The sequence below is a fragment of the Moraxella equi genome (assembly GCF_002027555.1).
GTDB lineage: Bacteria > Pseudomonadota > Gammaproteobacteria > Pseudomonadales > Moraxellaceae > Moraxella > Moraxella equi.
In genome coordinates this window covers 1-15,406 of record NZ_MXAP01000015.1, presented here as the reverse complement: position 1 = coordinate 15,406, position 15,406 = coordinate 1, and the positions used below count along the sequence as shown (strand labels likewise).

Sequence of the window (15,406 nt, the reverse complement as noted above, 5' to 3'; positions counted from 1 at the left end):
ACACCCTAAAACACGGCTGATTTTAGGGCATCCATCACAAAGATTTGTAATATCAAAGACCACCATCAATCATTGGTATGAAACAACAAAAACAGCTCAGTAACATTGCCTTCTAAGCTATTGGCGAGCTGCACCATCATGTCAATGTCACCTCGCATCATGCCAAGCTCTTCACTCTCTTCGTCCATACCTGACAAGATGACCATCGGCAAGGTCAACTCCGCCACGTCTTCTTCGGTGTCGGCATCATCAAACCAATCCACAGACTCATCGCCATACATCGCCTCGATAAAGCCGATACACCACGCCACCACGTCTGAGTCTTCGCCAAAGTCTTCTTCTTCGTCATCAGCATCAAAGGGCAGTTCAACAGGCTCTTCGTCTTTTAGGGTTTGATAAATCTCATCTCGCCATGCCGTCAGGGCGGTTTTGACATCGTCGCTCACGTCATTTTCATGCCCATCAAAATAGACGGACAGCCAATTTGGCAGAGGCTTGCCGACGATACTGGCGGTCAAAAACCCATGCGTGGCAACAGGGTCAAAGCCATAAGGGTTCGTCTCTTCGCTGTATAGTAGCGTTATTAATTCATCACGGGTCATGGGTGTACTCTTAGGGTTTGGGATTAAAATAGCATGGCTAAAAGTGGCATAATTAGATGACAGGCAAATGACAACACCAAACTTAGCCTAAGGCAAGTTTAGGCATCAAAATCATCATCGTCCAAATCATCAAATTCGGCAAAATCATCGTCATCTTCTAAGGCACGCATGAGTTTATTTAGGCGTTGCTCTTCAAGCATGGCGTCGATTTTAAGGCGTTTTTCTAAGGGTTTAGCTTTGGTGTCGTCTGCCAGTTGGGCATCGGCATCTTCTTCAAAATTATCATCATCAAAATCATCATCAAGACCGCTCATGATAACTCCTTTTGGATAAATGGGTTGGGGGTAAATAAATAATGGGTAAAATGGGTAAATTTGTTTTTATTTTTAAATCAATTTGGCAAAAACAAACTGACCCAATTTCAAAATCCTTATAAAGGTAAAATCATCTTTTGTCAAGTAAATTTTTAAAAATATTACCACCATTCCCCATGTTTATCCATCAGCCAGACAGCAATACCTTGTCTCGCACTCGCTCCAATGTCTCGGCATGAGAGACGCTCACGTGTCTTAGATGACGGCATTCACGCTCGGCAACACTAATCGGGTCGGCAAGTTTTAGAAAATTACCGTGAGATGATAAATCCGTGATGACACGATTTGGCATCAGCACCAGTGGTGTTTTGCGGTGTTTTATGCCCACGCTCACCACTTCATCTTGACGGGCGACGTCGCTGACATAAGTACGCATGGGTAGGGCAAAGCGTTTGAGTTCACGGTGCTTGTCATAGATGGTTTGATTGAGCATGAGTGCCAGTCGTGCCAGCAGGATGGATGCTAGGGCAGATTTGCTGTATTTATCCTTACCTGACAGGACGATACGACAGCCTTGGTCATCAAAGAGCGAGATACGCTCAACGCTGACCCCATGAAACACCGGCAGGGCAAGCAGTTCTGTGGTCGCCTTACTCAGTAGCTGATGGCACAGTGAAAAATAGACGTTTTTGGTCTGATTGCTCACCGTGGCAAGCAAATCGTTGGGATCGTCAAAGCGGGCTTGGATGACATAAGTATGCTCGCTTTGTGTTTGATGTGACGGTTCAGATTGGGCGGGGGGCGTATCATACTTGGCGTGATGTGTACTAGATGAGCCTGTTTGAGTGCCGATGGGGTCGCCACTGCTGTGGGCGTTGTTCTTTTGATTGACATCATACAGCAATCCCTTGGCAAGCAGGCGGTTACGCACGTCATGGGAAATCTCTGTGCAAATGGCGTCGGTCGGGCGTGCCACATAGCCATAAATGAGCAATAGCAGTGCATGTAAAAACGCCACCCCCACCAGATACATCCAGTTATCAGAGATAATCTTGGCTCGATTAATCTCATGCGTCTGCACCGTCACATGGCCCAACACGCTTTGACTGCCTGTCACCACTTCTTTGACCGCCTGCCCGTTTGTCTCTTTGCCCACAGGCACGAGCAGATTGTCATTAACATCATACACCCCCACAAATGCCACGTCATCGTCCCGAATGTAGCGATTTGCTACCACGCTGATGCTGATGCGGTCGTTAATGCTAAGCGGTGCGGACAGCTCTTCGGCAATCGCCACCGCTTCTGCCTGTATGCTACGCTCATAACGCTCTTTTTGCTGTCGCTCGGCACTGATGACAAAAAACAGCAAATTTAGGGTTAGGCTTACCAAAATAAAAACAGCAAATAAGCCGTGACGGGGGGCAGGATAGGTCATGACGAATCGTTCATTGGGCATGTGGACAAATAGGGTGTAGATTTTATCATTTTTTTTGTGAAATTTTAAGCACTTAAACTCATACTGGCATGATTTGGATAAAATTTTTACATAATATTGACCAAGTTGTTATAAAATTTCAATAATTCATGTCCATGCCAATTTTAACTTTTCATTGCCCAGCTAAAAATGTTACAATAAAACGCAACAACAATAACGAGTACTAACGATGAATACTTATGCACTTCCCAAAGATTCTAAGGCATGGCAAAATGCCATTGATCGCGTGGCACATCTTTTGCCTGAGGGTACAACAGGCAGTATTCAAGCTCTAAAACAGTTGCCCGTTTTTGCCATTATTGTGGTGGTAGCAAAGACAGCAGTTGATAAACTGACAGACAGTGGTCGGCAGATGGATGACGTGGTGCAAACATGGAGCAGTGAGCAAAGGGGCTGGCAAGCTGTGGTGGTCGCTGATGATGAGATGGCGGTTGCTAATGCACATCTGATTGGCACTCATGAGCATCTCTCTGACGTGGCGGTATATCGTTATCTACTCATCCCAACCGACCACAAAGAGATGAATGCCGACAAGCGTGAGGCGGTCGCCCACATCATCGATGAACAGCTGACCGCTTATCTAAGAAAAACCTTAAAGCCCAAGCCCAACTATCAATTTCAAGTTGATGAGACAGGGCAAGTATCCGAACTTACCCCCGAGCAGATGGCACAACTCAAAAAAGGCTATATTGACGTTCATATCCTATCCATCGCCCAAATGCTTCGCCGTCATAAACTTGTTTGTTTTGACATGGATTCAACGCTCATTCATCAAGAGGTTATCGTTGAGTTGGCGCGCATTGCCGGTGTGGCGGACAAGGTTGCAGAAATTACCGAATCTGCCATGCGTGGTGAGATAGATTTTAATGAAAGTTTTGCCAAACGTGTGGCACTCTTAGAGGGTGTGGATGTCTCGGTGGTTGATGAGATTATCAAAGACCACATCAGCTTCTCAGAGGGAGCATTTGCCACCATCAAAGCCCTAAAAAGCAAAGGCTGTCGCACGGTGCTGATATCAGGGGGCTTTACCCCGTTTGCCAAATATGTTGCTGAGACGTTGGGCATGGATGAATATCATGCCAATCCCCTACTGGCAACAGGCGGTAAGCTGACAGGCAGAGTCGAGCGTGGCATCATTGATGGCAAAGCCAAAGCCCGCATCGTCGCTCATGTCGCTGATAAGATGGTGATAGACATGGAAGAAGTAGTGTGCGTGGGCGATGGGGCAAACGATTTGCTCATGATGGCGATTAGCGACATTGGTGTTGCCTATAAAGCCAAGCCCATCGTGCGTGTTAAAGCTGACACTTCGGTCAATATCACAGGACTAGAAGGCGTGCTGTACGCCATGGGTCATCGCTTTGATAAGCACTGATAAATCCAAGTTACCAAAAAACACTTTTAAACGCTCGGATTTGCGTTAGAGTATTATTTTTTATTTTGCCATTTTGAGAACATCATGCCAACTTTACCCATCATCGACGTAAAAACCGACCCTTTGGATGCCCTGCTGTACGGCTTAGGACTGCGACTGTCAGCCCTATCAAAGGGCGATAACAAGACTTATCACAACCTTATCAAAGACAAAGAGCTTGCCATTCAATTTAAAAGTGGCGATGACGTGGCACGCTACTACCGCTTTGTTGATGGGCATTTTGGGCAGGCGTTGGGGACTGCCAGACATGCTGATTTGACCATTGACTTTAAAGACTCCATGACGGGCGTGCGACTGCTTGCCAAAGGCGGCATCACCAGTTTTATGAGTGCCATCCAAGATGGCGATGTGGTCATCTCGGGCGATTATAAGCTCTTACTGTGGTTTGCAGGTGTTGCCAAGCAGGGGGCGAGCTTGCCTGAACCTTATGCTGATTATGTCAAACAAGCCAAGCCGTATTTTGAGCAGGCTCGTCCTTATCTAAATAAAGCGGTTGATTTTACCAATAAGACGTTTGGTAAAAATTTTGGCAAGTCTGGTAAATAACATCTCATTCATCAAACGCATAATGCATGAGGCGTGGCATACACGCCCTTTTTTACACGTCCCTTTTTAAAATGGATGTAACAAATCGCCCCATGCCATCCCCAATTTAAATCACTACACCCATTACCCTACCCATACACCAATTTCTTACCACTGACCAGTCCTGCCAACAGCTCCTTAATGCCGTCCACGTCCAGCACGTCCTTGCCCCGAGTGCAGGCGACATAGAGCAGGCGTAGCTCTTCGGGGCTGATTTTGACGGTTTGGCGATTGACATCGTACAAAAAGTCATCATCTATCTGCACCCTGCCCCATTCTAACCCCTTGGATTTGTGGGCGGTAGAGACGACATAGTCAGCGTGTGAATGCGTGGTTAGGTTATTGATGGCGGATGTGATGGTCTTGGTGCCATGCTCTTCGATGAGTCGCACCCATGTTTTTAGGTCACTGCCTTCGCCTGTCTCGCTAAACTCTTGGACTTCGCCCCAATGACTAAAAAAGGCAAGCTCGGGCGTGCCATAGGCGGATTTGCCATGTTTTAAGCTGTCCGCCCCTTGGCAAAATCGCAGTATTCTTGCACTGTCGGCTTGCAGGGCGACTTTATGCCCCATCTTTTGCCCTGCCAACAGACGCGCCATGGCGTTGGCGTTGGTGCGACAAAGGATGGCATCTTTTTGCCCATTTGCCAGCAGGCGTGCGGTCATCGAATGTTTGGCAGGGTTACCTTTTAGAGGGATTTCTTCTTGTAATGCCTTTAAAAAAATATTGGCAACTTTGGCAATCTCATCGCCAAAGCGAAACGACTGCGTAAGTAGCGTGGCAGGATACGGCAAGCGTTTCATGGCGTTGGTCGCTCCCCGCCATTCATAAATCTGCTGATGAGCATCCCCGACATAAATGGTCTGCTTATTTTGTTGTAATAACGCCCCCATCATGAGCGGGTCGGCATCTTGGGCTTCGTCAAACAGGATGAAGTCGGCAGGAATGATGGGATTTGAGAGCGTCCACAGTTTTAGATAGACATCATGCCCTATCCCTGCTTGATGGCGGGGGTCGATGGACGACAGCCAGCGATATTCAAAGGCAGGATAGAGTAGCTCTTGCAATCGCACCTTGTCAGCATCCGACAGCCAAGACGGGGGCGTGATGTGGCGTGGGGCAGGATAGGCAGATGACGTCTTACAAAACGTGATGATGGCTTCGCTTATGATATTAGCAAGTTTGGCAGGGGTCAGCACCACGGATTTTTTGACCCCATCAAAACTTCGCTCCACTTCGATGGCACTCAAGCCAAGCTCCGTTGCCAGTCTAGCAGGGGTCAGCCGTGGCAGGCTCATTTTGGCGGTAATGCCCCGCGGCACATGGCGATAGGCGAGCGAGTGAAAGGTTTGGCATTTGACATTGGGGGGAAATTTGCCTTGGGCTTCACTGGCGATGGACTTATTAAATGCCAAATACAGCCCACGCCCACGCAAATTCTCGCTGATGAGTTTGAGTGTCGTGGTCTTGCCTGCCCCTGCATACGCCACGATTTTAAAGGAAGCGCCTGTCATCGCCATATTTAGGGCGGATAATTGCTCATCGGTAGGGGCGTATGCGGTCATGGCGGTCGGTCTGGATAAAACGTGGTATTATAGCAAATTTTGCCTGCATTGTCGGTAGTTTTGGCAATAATAAACCGCCCTTTTTGGCGGTTTGTCTGACATCACAATCACAGCGAAATCTTAGAATTAAATCTCATAAGACGCTCATACCGCCCAGCGAGCAACTCATTTTTGCCCAGCATTTCAAGCTCGTTTAATTGCTCGTTTAACAAATTTTCTAAATTTGTCATCACCACATCAGGCTCAATATGTCCACCAGCCCCTTCGTCCACAACTTCGTCAATGAGTCCTAACTGGTACAGGTTATTTGCCGACAGTTTCAACGCTTCGGACGCATCGGGGGCTTTTTCGGCGGTTTTCCATAGGATAGAGGCACAGCCTTCGGGGCTGATGACCGAATAAATGCTATTTTGGAGCATATTGACCTTATCCGCCACACCGATTGCCAACGCTCCGCCCGAACCGCCTTCGCCGATGACGGTAGCGATGATTGGGGTGTTAAGACTGCTAAATACCGCAATGGCACGGGCAATGGCTTCTGCCTGCCCACGCTCTTCTGCTCCCACCCCCGGGTACGCCCCTGGGGTGTCGATGAATGTCAAAACAGGCAAGCCAAAGCGTTCTGCCATCTGCACAAGGCGAATGACCTTGCGATAGCCTTCGGGGCTTGCCATACCAAAATTGTGGGTAATCCGCTCACGAGTAGAACGCCCACGGTGCTGACCGATGACCATGACAGACTTGCCGTCAAAACGAGCAAGACCGCCCAAAATCGCACGGTCGTCATGAAAAGCACGGTCGCCATGCAACTCATCAAATTCAGTAAATAGCGTCTTGACATAATCCAAAAACAGCGGACGGTCGGCATGGCGGGCAAGTTTGACACTTTCCCAAACGCTCACAGGTTGGTTCATAATGTTTCCTTATCATTCGTACAAATGTAAACTTATATAGTTTAGCATATTTTTTGGCGGTTGGGAAATGGTTTAGGGGTCGTCCCACACTCGCCCATTGGTGTAGTTTTTCTTGACAAAAGGGAAATGGCTGGCGGTTGGGTCTTGTTGGAGCATTTTTACCATACTGTCAATTATCCAAATGCAACTTCTTAGGTTTTCAGGAATGCATCTTTCATTTTGATGGGTAAAATAAAAAATAGCTCCCATCTCATTGGAACTGATTACATAAGAAAAATCATGCCACAATGACTTTATTTAAACTTATCGCAAACGACAGATTGCCCTTAGACAGAATATAAACACTTCCTATCTTATCAATCGGCATAGCCACAAGCTCTTCACCAAAAAGGTCATACACACGCATGTCTTGATGATGAATGGTAATAAAAGGAGTGATTTTTGGTAGATTTTTAATTACTTTTAATTGCTTTTTATATTGGTATTTGTCAATCATTGAAATGACCGCAAACATCACGATGAGTAGAAGCCAAAACCAAATAATATCCAGTATCGAATTACCCAAAGATAACAAAAGACCCAAAACAAACAGTTGTCCTATCACCACCAAAGCACAAAACAACCAACCATGCAGATTGTCTTTTTTATGATACTCTGCAAATCGCTCTTTGGTAGCATTCTCACGCATGATGACAAACGGCAAAGGAATGCTCATACGGCTTGGAATGTCATCATTGCTCTTGTATACGGTCATGGATTAGCCAACCACCGACAATTCCACCCCCCATTTGGCAAATTGGGCAATGTCATTATTTAGTTCATTAACGATAAGCTCTTTGTGCAAGCCGTCTCCCAGCGTGATTTGCCAATAGTCTTTGTTTTTGTCCAAAATGGATAGGTAAATGGGGGCAGATTTTATGGTGCGTGAGTGGTTGGCGGTAACGGCAAGGCGTAAAATCAGGCACAGATAGGCAAGTTTGCGACCGCCTAAGTTCTCAATAACATCTAGGTTTTCGGATTTGAGTTTGCGTCTGTGGTTTAGGGCAATCTGAGCCATGCTCGCCTGCCCTGTCTGGGCAAATCCTGCAATGTCCGAAAATTCAAGCAAATACGCACTATGACGCTGATAGTTGCTATGACTCACGGCAAGCCCAATCTCATGCAAATTGGACGCACGGCGGAGCAAGTCCCTGTCTTCACCATCAAAGCCCAAATCCGCCTTGACCATGTCAAACAGTCGCCCACAAGTCGTCATGACACGCCCTGCCTGCTTAAAATCCACCGAATACCGCTCAGCAAGGGCGGATACCGAACGATCTCGCACGTCTTCATTGTCAAGTCGCCCCAGCATGTCATACATCACGCCTTCACGCAACGCCCCGTCTGAATAATAAAGTTCTTTAATATCAAGCGTTTGCATGATTGCCAAAAGCTCCGCCACTCCTGCTGGGAATACCGCTTGGCGATGAGCTTTTACCCCTTCAAAGGTGATTTTGTCAATGTTGCCAAGTTTGATAAGGTGTTTTTTTAATTTTATCATGCCGTCCAGCGTGATGACATCTTTGGCAAACCCAAGCTCTTCTAGCACAAGTTTACACGCCTTTGCTGTGCCAGATGACGCGATGGCGTTGTCCCAGCCTGTTTTTTTGTAGCGTTTGGCGATACTTAACAGCTCGGTTTGGGTTGCCGTCATCGCCCCGTCAAACGCACGCTCGCTGATACGTCCGTCTGCAAAAAATTTGCGAGTAAAAGACACACAGCCCATTTGCAAACTTTCCATTTCAATGGGTTCAAAGCCTTGTCCGATGATAAATTCGGTACTGCCCCCACCAATGTCAATGACAAGGCGTTTGTCGGTACTGGCGTTAGAGTGCGACACGCCAAGATAGATAAGGCGAGCTTCTTCACGCCCTGCGATGACTTCAATGGGCTTTGGCAAAAAAGCATTGGCACGGCGGATAAATTCTTGGGCGTTCACCGCCTTTCTTAGGGCGTTGGTTGCCACCACCCTTAGGCGGTCGGGGCTGATTTCGCTGACATGGGGCAAAAAGCGTTTTAGGCAATCAATGCCACGCTCCATGGCTTCCTCAGATAGGACGTTGTTTTCGTCAAGCCCTGCCCCTAATTGCACTTTTTCAGAAATGCTGGCGATACGGCGTACCTCCCCATGGTCAAGCCGAGCAATCGCCAGATGAAAGCTGTTTGACCCCAAGTCTATCGCCCCCAAAAGTTCATCACGGGACAGCCCTGTGTCAGAAATGGATTTGGCGATTTGGGCGTGTCGGACAGTGGTGTCTATCATTACAGGCTTCATGGCGTTTTTCCAAAAAATATAAATGACTACTGTAAAATAAAATTGGCAAATTGTCTAGGGCTTTTTGGGGAAATTGGGTTGATTTGGGGAAGCGTTCTATGTTTGTCTGTCGTAATGGTAAAGTGCGTATTACGCACCAATATTTTTTAAGCCTTTGCTAATTGATGATAATTTTGGATAGATTTGTAGGAGCAAATTGCAATTTTTCCCTACCAATTTATCCAAAAAACTTACCCATTAACAATGCCTAAAAACATAGTGGTGCGTGGTATGCACCTTACTTACTCTTAACTAGCTCTTAACCCATGTTAAATAATCGCACACAATCCTAAACCCTATCCCCCACAAACCCCCTCATATCATCAGGCATATCCACTTCAAACACCTGCACACCATCATCGCTTGGCACAGCAATCCGCCATGCGTGCAGACACAGCCGTTTTATGCCTTTTTGGGTGGCAAGGCTTGCTTGCGTGGGCGATTGGTATTTGTCATCGCCAAGCAAGGCATGACCGATACTTGCCATATGCACACGGATTTGGTGCGTGCGTCCTGTCAAGGGACTTGCCTTGACAAAGCTTACCGCCATGCCGTCTATCTCAAAAGTCGCCAGCACCTCTATCACAGTCTGGGACGGTTTGCCGTCTTTATCTACCTTGACCCGTCTTTCACCATTTTTTAGGGTATATTTAAGGAGCGGCTTGTCTATTTTTTGACCGCTCTTGACCGTGCCATGCACCACGCACAGATAGTCTTTTTGTATGGTTTTTTCTCTAAAATGGGCTTGTAAGTCTTTTAATGTACTGCGTTTTTTGGCGATAAGCAGTAGCCCTGACGTATCTTTGTCAATCCTATGGATAAGTTCTAAATATTTTTTGCCCGTTGCCACTCGCATGGCTTCAATCACCCCAAAACTCTCGCCACTTCCGCCATGCACCGCCAAGCCGTGCGGTTTGTTTAGCACAATCAAGCCGTCATTTTCAAACACCACTCGTCCAAGCAAGCTTTTAGCAAAGTCATCTGACACCACAGGTTCATCACGCACCGACAGGCGAATGGGAGCGACACGCACGACATCGCCTGTACTAATGCGGTCATGGGGCTTACAGCGTTTTTTATTGATGCGGATTTCATCGTCTCTGATGAGCTTATATAGGTGCGAGCGTGGCAAGCCTTTTAAGCGAGCGAGCAAAAAATTATCAATGCGTTGTCCGTCTTGGCTTTCGGTTACGGTCAAAAAATTGACACGGCTAAAATCGCTAATCGCATCATCAGCCGATTGGGGCGTTTTGGGGGAATTTTGGGTCATATTGTTAAATTTTTAAAATTTTGATAGGAAAATTTGGGTAAATCTGATATAGTTTAGCACGTTACCAAATTAAAGTGATGACAAAAGTGAAATTTTTGCCAAAAATGGCGTATTGATTAAAAATACCAAACATAATCTTGGTATTGATTATTTATATTCATCACAGGTAGCCCACCCAATTTTTTATTTTGCACATCAAGGTGCGTAAGATTTTTTGCCAAACACACACAAAAACACAAGACAAACACTGTTTTTGTAGAATCCGCTGTTTGGTCTCATCGGTGCAAGCGATGACTGTATGATAAGGGTTATTCCCAACCAATTTTTAGGCGTTGAACTGATTTGGTAATGATTTACCAAATGGGTTTTTAGTTTTGTAGATTTTTATTGTAAAAAGCCAAAACATGGGTGCTTATGTACCCGATTTTTGCAAACCTAACACACCATAAAGCCCAACCATTTGTCTAATAGGCAACGCCCTATCTTACCGCCTTGATGTTTACTTTTTTAAGGAACATCATGAAACGCATTCTTATCAACGCCACCCACAACGAAGAGATTCGTGTGGCACTGTGCAAAGACCACCAGCTTTACGATTTTGACCTAGAAAATCGTACGCGTGAACAAAAAAAAGCCAACATCTACAAAGGGCATATTACCCGTGTTGAGCCGTCATTAGAAGCGGTATTTGTCGAATACGGCTCGGCTCGTCAGGGCTTTTTGCCCCTCAGAGAGATTGCCCCAGAGTACCTAAAAGGCAACCCACGCACCGACAACATCAGAGACATCATCAAAGAAGGCGACAGCGTCATCGTTCAAGTCGAAAAAGAAGAACGTGGCAACAAAGGAGCTGCCTTGTCCACTTATGTGTCGCTCGCTGGGCGTTATCTGGTACTCATGCCTAACAACGCCAAGGCAGGCGGTATCAGCCGTCAAATCTCAGGCAAAGTCCGTGATGAGATGAAGCAAATCATCGCCAGTCTGTCCATACCCCGTGGCATGAGCGTGATTGTGAGAACGGCAGGGATTGGCAAAGGCTTTGATGACCTACAAAACGACCTAAACCACCTGCTCGATGCGTGGTCATCTATCCAAGAGCAAAACCGCACTCGCCCCAGCCCCTGCCTTGTCCACCAAGAAGCAGGCGTGGTCACTCGTGCCGTGCGTGATTATCTTAGAGATGACATCGGCGAGGTATGGATTGACAGCGAGAACGCCTATAACGAAGCGGCACATTTTATTGCGTCCGTCATGCCCACCCAAATGGGCAAACTGCGTAAATATACCGATTATGAGCCACTGTTTAGCCGTTTTGGGGTAGAGCGTCAGATTGAGACCGCCTATCAGCGTGAAGTACGCCTGCCATCTGGCGGCTCTATCGTCATCGACCAAACCGAAGCCATGGTGGCAATCGACATCAACTCCGCCAAGTCCACCAAAGGCTCGGACGTCTCCGAGACCGCTTATCACACCAACTTAGAAGCCGCCGATGAAATTGCCCGCCAGCTACGCCTAAGAGACATGGGCGGACTCATCGTCATTGACTTTATTGACATGAACGACCCACGCCACCAAAAGGATGTGGAAAAACGCTTGATTGATGCCACACGCTACGACCGTGCCAGAGTGCAGTTTGCCGAGATTAGCAAATTTGGGCTGATGGAGATGAGCCGTCAGCGTCTGCGTCCGTCCCTAGAAGAAGCCACAGGCTATCTATGCCCTCGTTGTCATGGCAACGGCATGATACGGGATTTGCGTTCGCTTGCTCTGTCTATCATGCGTCAGATTGAGCAGATTGCCCTAAAAGAGCGTATGGGTGAGATTCAAGCCGAAGTGCCGACCGAGATTGCCGCCTTTTTGCTGAACGAAAAACGTGAAAGCCTTGTCTATTTAGAGCAAGACTCAGGCACACGCATTACCATTTTGCCCCATGCTCATCTAGAATCGCCCAATTTTAGCCTGCACTTCAACCCAGACGGCTTTGCCCCGTCAAGCTATGAGCGGATTGTTGATGTTGAAGAGCGTGAAAACATTGACCGTGGCTATGAAGTGAACTGGCAAACGCCCGAACCTGCCACACCAAAAGGGGCAAATCATTGGGACAAAACCGAACAAAAGCCCGCCCCAAACACCCAAAAAGACAAGCCCAAAGCCAAAGACACAAAACCTATCCATGAACCAAAAGCCGTGGCGTGGTTATCAAACCTATTTGCCCCCAAACCACAGGCACGCCTTGCTCACACCCTAAATAACGAAGACGCTGCCGCTGCCATCGAATCCATCGTCAATGGTGGGGGCGTGAGCTTGGGTTCGTTTGGCACCCTAGCTCTGCCCGAAAAAGAACACAAAGAAGCAAAAGCTGACGACAAAACCCACGACAAGAGCGGTGACAAACATCATGACAAGACAGAACGCCCTGCTCGCTCTGAACGTGATGATAAATACAAGAAAAAGACCAAACGTGACCACAGCGACAGCGACAGTCAGAACAAGACCGACAAACGTGAAAATCATGAAAAGGACAGAAACGAAAAAACCGACCGTCGCAGAAAAGAGCCAGACCATCCCAAGCGTGAGCCAAACTCTCAGCGTGAATCTCGTGGCGAGATGGTGCGTGGCGAGACACTAAGACCTGCCGACAAAGCGGACAAAGAAACGGATAAAGGCACAGGCAAGGGCATCGGCAAATCAACAGCCAAGACCCAAGCCCATGAGCCAAAGCCAGAATCAAAACATGAGCCAAGAGCAGATAAAGGTGCTGACAAACCTGCCAAAGCTGACCGTAGCACACGCAAATCTGCCAACTCTGATGAAGTGGTGCTATACATCAGTCCCATCATCGAGCCTGAGATGACAGGCGATGTGGTGCATGTCTCGCTAGACAACAGCAAACCCAAGCCAAAACGTGCCAGAGCTGAAAAAGCCGAACCCACCGATAAACCCAACAAAGACAGCGAAGTGGTGGACTTGGTGGCGCAAGCAGAAGCACAAGCAGAAGTGGTGACAGAAATCATCAGTGTGGATGATAATGTTACCGCTCCTGTTACCACACCTGCCAATGATACAGGGGTAAATCAGAAAGAGCAAGCCACATCCGCCCAAGTAGATGAAGTGAGTACCCATGCTTGCGATATGACACAGCAGGCAGACACGCCAACCGCTGATGTCGTGAGTGCAAAAAGCCTAACCACGCTCGCCCAAGAGATGAATAAGGCAATCAACGACCCCCGAGTTGTGGCGGTCGCCCTGCGTGAGAAGCTTGGTCTGACCAAAGCACAGTCAGCCCCCACCACGACTCGCCCAACCATCACAGGCACGGCAGGCGAGTTCATCCAAAGCGTACTGGGCGACACCCTGCCCCAAGCATGGCGTGATGACTTTGTGGCACACTTTTTGCGTGCGGTAGACGCCATTCACGCTGACAAACCCACAGAGACTCACTCTGCGACAGACGGTGAGCAAGAGTTTGAGCAGGCGTTCGCCAAGCAGTTCGCCAACTACGGCTACGCTCCACTCTCAAGCGAATATCTGGCGGACTTTGCCGAGCATACCACCGCACAGCGTGCATGGCACATCGGACAAGGCAAAACCGAAACCATGCCACGCCCCATCGCTCGGCGTGCCAGCAACGACCCTCGTGGTCAGCACCCTGACCTAGGCAAGGGGTCTATCTCTGATGCAACGGTAGACGAATCTGTCTCGAGTACGATTACAGACGAGACGGCAACCCCTGTCACGGAAACTCACAAGCCTGAGCCTGTGGACAGCCCTGACCTGCCAGCAGGCGACATGGCGGAGCCCAGCACAAATAACACTACCGAGCCAAGCTTATTAGAGTCTGCCAGCGACACCATGGATAAAGTGTTAGAATCCACTGAGTCCGCCTTAGAATCTTTGGTACAAGCCTTGGATGATATCATCAACCCAACCGATGAATCCAAAGACGACGGTAAAATGTCAGATGCCAAAGTAGCTGATAAGACTGACGATAAGACAAATGATGAGACCACCAAAACCAGTCCTGCCAGTTATAAGGACATGATTGAGAGCGTCTCAGGCCAGCTGTTACAACCAACAGGGATTTTAAATTTGGTAACGCCCAAAAAGCCCAAACCTGCCAAAGCAAAAACTCCAAAACCTGCCAAAACCCCTGCCAAAAGAACATCCAAGGCAGCCCAAAAGGCAGAAGTCGTCAAACGCAAACCCAAAGCCGATGACATCGCCCCGCTTGATACCCCATCATCTGATGACAATCAAGCAGGATAAACCGCCATACAAAACCACCCAAATTTATTGGGTGGTTTTGCTTTACAATCACAATGTAAGTTAAAAATCGCTTGCAATCTACCAAAAACCTGCTATAATAATCGCCTATTCGGGGTGTAGCGCAGCTTGGTAGCGCACTTGCATGGGGTGCAAGGGGTCGCGAGTTCGAATCCCGCCACTCCGACCATATAACAATCTAGGGCTGTCCGTCATCGTACGACAGCCCTTGATTTTTCTAGCTTTCCAGCCTTTTTGTTGTCTTTGGTTGTCCGTCTTAATCTATTGCAATCTATGTATTTTGTTGGTATTATAGTTCACATTCTTTCAATACCAACAAACTGACCGCCAAGGCTTATCTATCATGGCTTTAACAGATACCGCAATTAAAAAATTAAAACCATCTGCAAAATGTTTACAAACCAAACAGCCTGACAAATATACCAACCGAACTTAAAAACTACCACACAACCACATAAAATAAAAGAACAACTTATCAATACAATCCAACCTCCAATCTTGTCTTAATCCTTTAATCCAACTCCAAACTTGTTCAATGGGATTTAAATCAGGTGAGTAAGGCGGTAGCCAAAGAATGGTGTGATTGTGC

The 15,406-nt window shown here is 47.4% G+C and carries 12 protein-coding genes and 1 tRNA gene; 4 read left to right on the top strand and 9 right to left on the bottom strand.

Annotated elements, in window-relative coordinates:
• Positions 1–65: 65 nt before the first annotated feature.
• The 3 genes from B5J93_RS01430 to B5J93_RS01420 all read right to left on the bottom strand — a co-directional run bounded on the left by B5J93_RS01430 (position 66) and on the right by B5J93_RS01420 (position 2,351).
• A complete protein-coding gene (locus tag B5J93_RS01430; protein WP_079324088.1) occupies positions 66–602 on the bottom strand; it encodes a YecA/YgfB family protein in 537 nt (178 codons plus the stop codon).
• A gap of 98 nt (positions 603–700) precedes the next feature.
• Positions 701–916 (bottom strand): PA3496 family putative envelope integrity protein, encoded by a 216-nt coding sequence (locus B5J93_RS01425; RefSeq protein ID WP_029102430.1) that lies wholly within the window; start codon positions 914–916, stop codon positions 701–703.
• 187 nt (positions 917–1,103) lie between these two features.
• Positions 1,104–2,351 (bottom strand): hypothetical protein, encoded by a 1,248-nt coding sequence (locus B5J93_RS01420; protein ID WP_079324087.1) that lies wholly within the window; start codon positions 2,349–2,351, stop codon positions 1,104–1,106.
• Between the two features lie 229 nt (positions 2,352–2,580).
• On the opposite strand from B5J93_RS01420, the gene serB reads away from it, so the two are divergent.
• Both serB and B5J93_RS01410 read left to right on the top strand, forming a co-directional pair.
• Complete coding sequence (gene serB, locus B5J93_RS01415) at positions 2,581–3,786, top strand: phosphoserine phosphatase SerB (RefSeq protein ID WP_079324086.1); 1,206 nt, start codon at positions 2,581–2,583, stop codon at positions 3,784–3,786.
• A gap of 84 nt (positions 3,787–3,870) precedes the next feature.
• Positions 3,871–4,392, top strand: coding sequence for a hypothetical protein (locus tag B5J93_RS01410; RefSeq protein WP_079324085.1), 522 nt, complete (start codon positions 3,871–3,873; stop codon positions 4,390–4,392).
• A gap of 128 nt (positions 4,393–4,520) precedes the next feature.
• Here the strand turns inward: B5J93_RS01410 and B5J93_RS01405 are convergent, their stop codons facing one another.
• The 5 genes from B5J93_RS01405 to B5J93_RS01385 form a co-directional block, all read right to left on the bottom strand.
• A complete protein-coding gene (locus B5J93_RS01405) occupies positions 4,521–5,996 on the bottom strand; it encodes a UvrD-helicase domain-containing protein (RefSeq protein ID WP_079324084.1) in 1,476 nt (491 codons plus the stop codon).
• A gap of 107 nt (positions 5,997–6,103) precedes the next feature.
• Positions 6,104–6,910 carry an acetyl-CoA carboxylase carboxyltransferase subunit alpha gene (locus B5J93_RS01400; protein WP_079324083.1) on the bottom strand — a complete coding sequence of 269 codons (807 nt, stop codon included), beginning with the start codon at positions 6,908–6,910 and terminating at the stop codon, positions 6,104–6,106.
• Positions 6,911–7,187: 277 nt separating this feature from the next.
• Positions 7,188–7,664 (bottom strand): hypothetical protein, encoded by a 477-nt coding sequence (locus tag B5J93_RS01395; protein WP_079324082.1) that lies wholly within the window; start codon positions 7,662–7,664, stop codon positions 7,188–7,190.
• A gap of 3 nt (positions 7,665–7,667) precedes the next feature.
• Positions 7,668–9,212, bottom strand: coding sequence for an exopolyphosphatase (gene ppx, locus B5J93_RS01390; protein WP_420811389.1), 1,545 nt, complete (start codon positions 9,210–9,212; stop codon positions 7,668–7,670).
• A gap of 340 nt (positions 9,213–9,552) precedes the next feature.
• Entirely contained in the window at positions 9,553–10,533 is a 981-nt protein-coding gene (locus B5J93_RS01385; protein ID WP_079324080.1) for an RluA family pseudouridine synthase, read from the bottom strand.
• A 519-nt stretch (positions 10,534–11,052) separates the two neighbouring features.
• On the opposite strand from B5J93_RS01385, the gene B5J93_RS01380 reads away from it, so the two are divergent.
• Entirely contained in the window at positions 11,053–14,799 is a 3,747-nt protein-coding gene (locus B5J93_RS01380; RefSeq protein WP_079324079.1) for an Rne/Rng family ribonuclease, read from the top strand.
• 110 nt (positions 14,800–14,909) lie between these two features.
• Positions 14,910–14,986: transfer RNA gene (locus B5J93_RS01375), tRNA-Pro, on the top strand.
• 263 nt (positions 14,987–15,249) lie between these two features.
• On the opposite strand, the gene B5J93_RS14160 is transcribed toward B5J93_RS01375, so the two are convergent.
• The gene (locus B5J93_RS14160) at positions 15,250–15,393 is read right to left on the bottom strand and encodes a transposase (protein WP_079324122.1); all 144 of its coding nucleotides are present in this window, start codon (positions 15,391–15,393) and stop codon (positions 15,250–15,252) included.
• Positions 15,394–15,406: the final 13 nt, after the last annotated feature.

Bases quoted from the DNA above. Each gene is read 5' to 3' on its own strand.
- serB (WP_079324086.1), top strand. From the start codon at position 2,581: ATGAATACTTATGCACTTCCCAAAGATTCTAAGGCATGGCAAAATGCC.
- B5J93_RS01420 (WP_079324087.1), bottom strand. From the start codon at position 2,351: ATGACCTATCCTGCCCCCCGTCACGGCTTATTTGCTGTTTTTATTTTG.
- B5J93_RS01430 (WP_079324088.1), bottom strand. From the start codon at position 602: ATGACCCGTGATGAATTAATAACGCTACTATACAGCGAAGAGACGAAC.
- B5J93_RS01410 (WP_079324085.1), top strand. From the start codon at position 3,871: ATGCCAACTTTACCCATCATCGACGTAAAAACCGACCCTTTGGATGCC.
- B5J93_RS01385 (WP_079324080.1), bottom strand. From the start codon at position 10,533: ATGACCCAAAATTCCCCCAAAACGCCCCAATCGGCTGATGATGCGATT.
- B5J93_RS01400 (WP_079324083.1), bottom strand. From the start codon at position 6,910: ATGAACCAACCTGTGAGCGTTTGGGAAAGTGTCAAACTTGCCCGCCAT.
- B5J93_RS01405 (WP_079324084.1), bottom strand. From the start codon at position 5,996: ATGACCGCATACGCCCCTACCGATGAGCAATTATCCGCCCTAAATATG.
- ppx (WP_420811389.1), bottom strand. From the start codon at position 9,212: ATGATAGACACCACTGTCCGACACGCCCAAATCGCCAAATCCATTTCT.
- B5J93_RS01380 (WP_079324079.1), top strand. From the start codon at position 11,053: ATGAAACGCATTCTTATCAACGCCACCCACAACGAAGAGATTCGTGTG.
- B5J93_RS01395 (WP_079324082.1), bottom strand. From the start codon at position 7,664: ATGACCGTATACAAGAGCAATGATGACATTCCAAGCCGTATGAGCATT.
- B5J93_RS01425 (WP_029102430.1), bottom strand. From the start codon at position 916: ATGAGCGGTCTTGATGATGATTTTGATGATGATAATTTTGAAGAAGAT.